Here is a 5911-nt window from a genome sequence, read left to right on the forward strand (position 1 = left end):
ATATAAATGTATTTTTTATACTAAGACCAAAAAGTACGATTAGCCGTGTCAAACTCGTTTAGTCTACAGTGCCTAGCACTTGCACTCGTTTTTCTTGCTACTCTAATTTTTGTGAATGGTATTATTTAGACCTGACTATTTTGGCATCGCTATGAAACGGTGTCGTAAAGCGCAGTCCATTCATTTCATGATATCTAAATTGAGGCTTTTATGAGCCAAGCTTATCAACCTGACTCTAAAGACATATCTGCTAAAAAACCATCGATAGCGCCCCCATCAAATATACCTAAGCATAAAACATTGGTTCGCTTATTGAGGTATCTAAAACCCTATTGGTGGGCATTGCTACTGACTGTTTTGGGTTTTGCGATTAATGCGGCGACAGAGATTTGGATTGCTAAGTTATTGCAATATATTACTGACGCTATTAACCAGAACGATCAAAGCAAACAAGATTTATTTCCATTTATCATCGTTGGGTTGTTCTTTGTGCGCGGTGTCGGGAGCTTCTTAGGTAATTACTATACAGCCTTAGTCTCACGCAACCTGGTTTATGAGCTGCGGGTAGAGGTTTTTAATAAGTTGCTGCGCTTGCCAAGCTCATTCTATCTGGCCAATCCAGCAGGTACTATCTCGTCTAAGCTGATATTTGATGTTGAGCAAGTCACTGCCGCTAGTACGGATTCAATGAAAACCTTGCTGCGTGACGGCTTGACAGTTGTGGCGTTGATAGGATTTTTGCTGTATAGCAATTGGCGCTTGACCTTGATTTTGTTTGTTGTATTGCCCCCTATATTGTGGTTGATTCGGGTGGCTTCTAAGCGCTATTTGAAGCTGTCAAAAGGTATCCAAGAGACGATGGGTGATGTCAGTCATATTACCAATGAAGTCATTGGTGGCTATCAAGTGGTGAAGAATTATGGCGGACAAGCCTACGAATCCAAGCGTTTTGATAAAACCTCAAAAAAGAACTTGCGCCAAGGCATGAAAGTTGTCGTTACCAATAGTATTAATACGCCAGCCGTGCAGCTATTAATGGCGATGGCAATGTCAGTTGTGGTTTGGCTCGCGCTACGCCCAGCGGTGATAGACAATATCTCGGCAGGTGAGTTTATCTCTTATATTGCCGCTGCAGGACTGCTCAGCAAGCCAGTGCGCTCGTTGACGGATGTCAACCAAAAGTTGCAAAAAGGCATCGCCGCGGGTGAGTCAATTTTTGCCTTGCTGGATGAGCCAGAAGAAGAGGACACAGGTGTTGTCAGCTCGGCATTATCAGGTGAGATTCACTTGGATAATGTTGGCTTGGTTTATCCAGATTCGACTGTAGCCTTGCGTGACTTTACGCTAAATGTAAAAGCAGGGGAAACGGTGGCATTGGTAGGTCGCAGTGGCGCTGGTAAATCATCTTTAGTCAATTTGCTGACGCGTACTTTGGCGACCTCTTCAGGGCAGATTTCCTTGGATGGGATACCAATCAAAGATATCAAATTAGAAAGCTTGCGTGCTCAAATCGCCATGGTCAATCAGCAAGTCGTACTTTTTAATACCACGGTATTTAATAATATTGCTTATGGTGGCCTAGCCAATAAATCGCAGGCTGAGGTAGAGCGTGCTGCAAAAGACGCCTTTGCTCATGATTTTATTATGCAAATGCCCAATGGCTACCAAAGCGAAATTGGTGCCGAAGGTCTGCAATTATCTGGCGGACAGCGCCAGCGCTTATCGATTGCTCGGGCGCTACTAAAAGATGCGCCCATCTTGATTTTAGATGAAGCCACTAGTGCTTTAGATAATGAGTCAGAGTATTATATTCAGCAAGCACTTGATAATGTTATGAAAGACCGTACGACGCTGGTTATTGCCCATCGTTTAACCACTATTGAATCAGCTGACCGTATCGCGGTGTTGGATGGTGGTCAAATTGTCGAGCTGGGTACGCATAAAGAGTTGATGCAACTACAAGGTCATTATGCGCAAATGTATGCTCGAGATTTTGAATAGATTTACTGGGTTGTTTTTTTGGTAACTTTGGACGCTTACGTCGTACTAAATCAATAAAAATTGGTTAGCCATTATGAGTATTGAAACGACAGTGACCCGGGCATGGCAACGTCAAGCCGCATGGTTATGGCTGTTATTACCTATTAGCTGGTTGTACGGTCTAATAACCATGCTACGTCGTCAAGCTTATAAGGTTGGGGTGTTAAGTAGTTATCGTGCGCCAATTCCTATTATGGTTATTGGTAATATCAGTGTTGGCGGTAGCGGTAAAACACCCTTAATTATTGAATTGGTCAGTTACCTGCAGCAGCAAGGCGTTAATGTAGGTGTTATCAGTCGCGGTTACGGCGGTGATACCAGCCAGATGCCAGCGTTGGTCAACGTAAATAGTTTACCGAATGTGGTGGGTGATGAGCCTCGCTTAATCGTCAACATGACCGATGCACCCATGGCAGTATGCCCCAATCGTCAGCAAGCAATTACGACTTTGCTTGATACATATCCAGATTTACAATTAATTATTGCCGATGATGGCCTGCAGCATTATGCGTTGCAACGCGATATCGAATGGATTGTGGTCGATGCGGCGCGTGGGTTTGGTAACGGGCAATTATTGCCTACTGGGTTTTTACGTGAGCCACTGTCGCGCTTACAAGGGGCAACTGTCATTTATCACGAAAAGCAAGCGACAGAGCCCGCGGCTAACGGTAAAGATGATAGCGATGCTTATAACCATCAGCATCAAGCTAAACGCCTAACCATGCATTTACAGCCTGACAAGATGCAGCGCTTGTGGCAGCTGGCCGTCACTGATTCTCAAGTGACTGATGATTTAATAAATGATAGCGCCCCTGAAAAAGGCAGTAAAGTACATGCGGTGAGTGGTATTGGTTATCCGCAGCGGTTTTTTGATACCTTAAACTTGCTGGGCTTCGAGGTCATAGGTCATCCTTACCCTGATCATTATGACTTTAACCTAGCGGAGCTTTTACAATATAGCGATTACCCCATCGTCGTCACTAGTAAGGATGCGGTAAAGATAAAAACACTATTATTAGAATATACCGCTGAGCAAGCTCTCAATGACGAATATAAAAATCTCGTATCTAGGTTATGGATACTGCCAGTGACAGCCGTATTGTCTGACAGCTGTTATGATGACTTACAGCAGCAATTAAAGACGCTGGATATCGATGTTAAAAGTATAAAAAAGCTAAAATCAACCATATAAAATGCATTAAAACCATAAGATTGTTATAGGAATAACCATGTCGCCAGTCGCCACACCCGCAAAAACTCATATCGTCATTCCCGCACGTTTCAAAAGTACACGGTTGCCTGGCAAGCCATTATTGAGTATTCATGGCAAGCCAATGATACTGTGGGTCGCTGAAAAAGCACAGGCGGCACATTTTGCGGATGATATGTGTATCGCCACTGATGACGAGAGTATCGCTAAGGTATGTATAGAGTCGGGTTTCGATGTGGTAATGACCAGTAGCGAGCATGCTTCGGGGACGGATCGTTTGGCTGAAGTTGCGGCGATTAAAGGCTGGGCTGACCAGGATATCGTGGTGAATATGCAAGGTGATGAGCCTCTTGTGCCGCCACTATTATTAGAGCAAGTTAGAGCATTACTGGTGGCAGACAGTGCTAGCGTGATGGCGACTTTGTATGAGCCTATCGACGATTATGAGACTTTTATGCGCCCATCGGTGGTAAAGGTTGTGAGCCAACAGTTTAATGATTTGCAACGTGCACTTTATTTTAGCCGAGCGCCCATCCCTTGTGATCGCGACGTGGTAATGGCCAGCGAGAATCACCAATACCCACCAAAAAATGCGTATCGTCACTTAGGGTTATATGCTTATCGTGTTCGCTTATTACAGCAGTTTGTACATTGGCCGCAAACGCCGCTTGAAATACTTGAAAGCTTAGAGCAGCTACGTGTTTTAGAAAATGGTGGAAATATCGCTATCGCCGCCGCTGCCTGTCAGTTACCTGCTGGTGTCGATACGCAAGAAGATTTAGATCGTTTGAATAGCATGAGTTTAATGGATTTTCAAAATCCTATTTAAAATAGCCTAAGTAAAAATATAAACTCCATTCAAAGCGTCAGTAACACGCTATATCCCAGTATTTCAAAAATTAAGCAGTGTTATAGGGCAGTAGCTATGAGTAACATAACGGGAAATACAGACGCAATAGATACCTCAGATAAGATTTATTTTGCGCCGTTGTTGCCATGGCAGCAAGACCTGTGGTCGCAGCTTACCAAGCGCGTTTCGACAGCGCAGAAATCTTTGCCACATGCATTACTGGCTGCAGGGATGCAAGGGATGGGTAAGCGCGCTTTTGTCTGGCGTTTGGTTGCTTGGTTATTATGCCGTGAGCGTGATAGTCATCCAGCAGGGGCTTGTGGTTCCTGTGAGAGCTGCCAGTGGCTCAGGTCAGGTACACATCCAAGCTTGCAAGTGTTGCCGCTGGTGAGTATGCCAACCAATGCAGACCATGGCACTGATAAAGATAAATCGAACAGCGCCGCTAAAAATAAGAAAGCTAGCAATTCCAATAAAAACGCTACTAACAGTGCCAGTCTTAAGACAAAAATTGACGACATTCGTGCCTTGCAACCTTTTATTTATCAAGGCGGGCAGGGAATGCGAATCTGCGTGTTAGATCACGCTGAGAAAATGACAGTTGCTGCTGCAAATGCGCTGCTAAAAACCCTAGAAGAGCCACAAGCCCAAGTGCATTTGTTTTTGATTAGTGATACACCTGCCCAGCTGCTGCCCACTATCAAAAGCCGTGTGCAGCAGCTGGCCTTGCAAACGATTGAGCCTGCTATCGGCATTGATTATGTGACCCAAGTACTTGGGTCTACTGTCAATCGAGAAGCGGTCGGTACAGCTGAGATTGAGCAGCTTGTACAGTTGGCAAATGGCGCGCCTTTAGCGGCGATAGCGCTGGCCCAAACACCGTGGTATAGCAAGCGCGCTTTATGGCTGACGACGTGGCAAGCATTACGTAGTGGTAAGCGCAGTAGTGTGGCCGCCAGTGATTATTGGCAAAACCAGCTGGATTTAACCGCGTTTATCCAGTTGTCTGAGATGATGTTACTCGATATGCGCCGCGTCTGCCTTGGACTTGGTGAGCTGCAAAAAGACATCAATCTATCAGTAGTATTAAGAGACTATCAACCCGCCGATAGTGCCGTAGCAGCATTTGCTGATAGCTTACAACAGACTAAAATTGCGCTACAACAAAATGTGCAAGAAAAATTTGCCTATGATAGGCTAATGCAAGAATTGGCCTATTTATAACGTTTTGTATATAGCTTAATTACTGATAGAACTATATTATACTTACTTAACAAAGGAAGCTGATTATGGCCATGCCAGGACGCGGCGGGATTTTAACCTGCCATATTGAAAATATCGAAACTTTATATGCCAGCTATTTATCCTTTGTCAGTAACGGCGCGTTATTTGTGCCCTCTAATCAACCTCAACAATTAGGCAATGAAGTGTTTATTGCGGTAACTTTGCCCAACTCTAGCGAGCGCTTACCGATGAACGGTAAAATTGTCTGGATTAACTCAAAGACCCAAAGTGGTCGACCAGCAGGTTTTGCGGTGCAAATTGGTAGTGATGTTACTGGACAAAGAATAAAAAACGAAGTAGAGCGCTTATTGGCGGGTAAAATCGATAGCTTACAATCCACTTATACCATGTAGTTTTTATTACTATCAACGATCGTGTTTACTACTATAGTAAATTCTAAATAAAATCGATGCGTTAATAATCCCGTGCTACTGGTGCTAATTTTTCTTGCTTGCTGTTCGCAGGCGTGATAGAGGCTGCGGAAAATTTACTCCAGCAGCACTTGTATCGGTTTTAAAGTAAATAAA

At 44.1% G+C, this 5911-nt stretch carries 5 protein-coding genes; all 5 read left to right on the top strand.

Translation table 11 applies throughout. The annotated features are described in order from the left end of the window. Positions 1-210 precede the first annotated feature (210 nt). The gene (gene msbA / locus ACT3TU_RS13305; RefSeq protein ID WP_192524755.1) at positions 211-2001 is read left to right on the top strand and encodes a lipid A export permease/ATP-binding protein MsbA; all 1791 of its coding nucleotides are present in this window, start codon (positions 211-213) and stop codon (positions 1999-2001) included. Positions 2002-2074: 73 nt separating this feature from the next. Then, positions 2075-3232: a tetraacyldisaccharide 4'-kinase gene (gene lpxK, locus ACT3TU_RS13310; RefSeq protein WP_192524754.1), complete on the top strand. Its 1158-nt coding sequence runs from the start codon at positions 2075-2077 to the stop codon at positions 3230-3232. A 37-nt stretch (positions 3233-3269) separates the two neighbouring features. Continuing rightward, positions 3270-4079 (top strand): 3-deoxy-manno-octulosonate cytidylyltransferase, encoded by an 810-nt coding sequence (gene kdsB / locus ACT3TU_RS13315; protein ID WP_192524753.1) that lies wholly within the window; start codon positions 3270-3272, stop codon positions 4077-4079. Between the two features lie 96 nt (positions 4080-4175). Continuing rightward, positions 4176-5324, top strand: coding sequence for a DNA polymerase III subunit delta' (locus ACT3TU_RS13320; protein ID WP_192524752.1), 1149 nt, complete (start codon positions 4176-4178; stop codon positions 5322-5324). 65 nt (positions 5325-5389) lie between these two features. Further along, positions 5390-5737, top strand: a complete 348-nt coding sequence (locus ACT3TU_RS13325) for a PilZ domain-containing protein (RefSeq protein ID WP_192524751.1) — start codon at positions 5390-5392, stop codon at positions 5735-5737. Positions 5738-5911: the final 174 nt, after the last annotated feature.

This window comes from Psychrobacter sp. AOP3-A1-26, assembly GCF_052378235.1.
In the GTDB taxonomy this organism is placed as follows: Bacteria; Pseudomonadota; Gammaproteobacteria; order Pseudomonadales; family Moraxellaceae; genus Psychrobacter.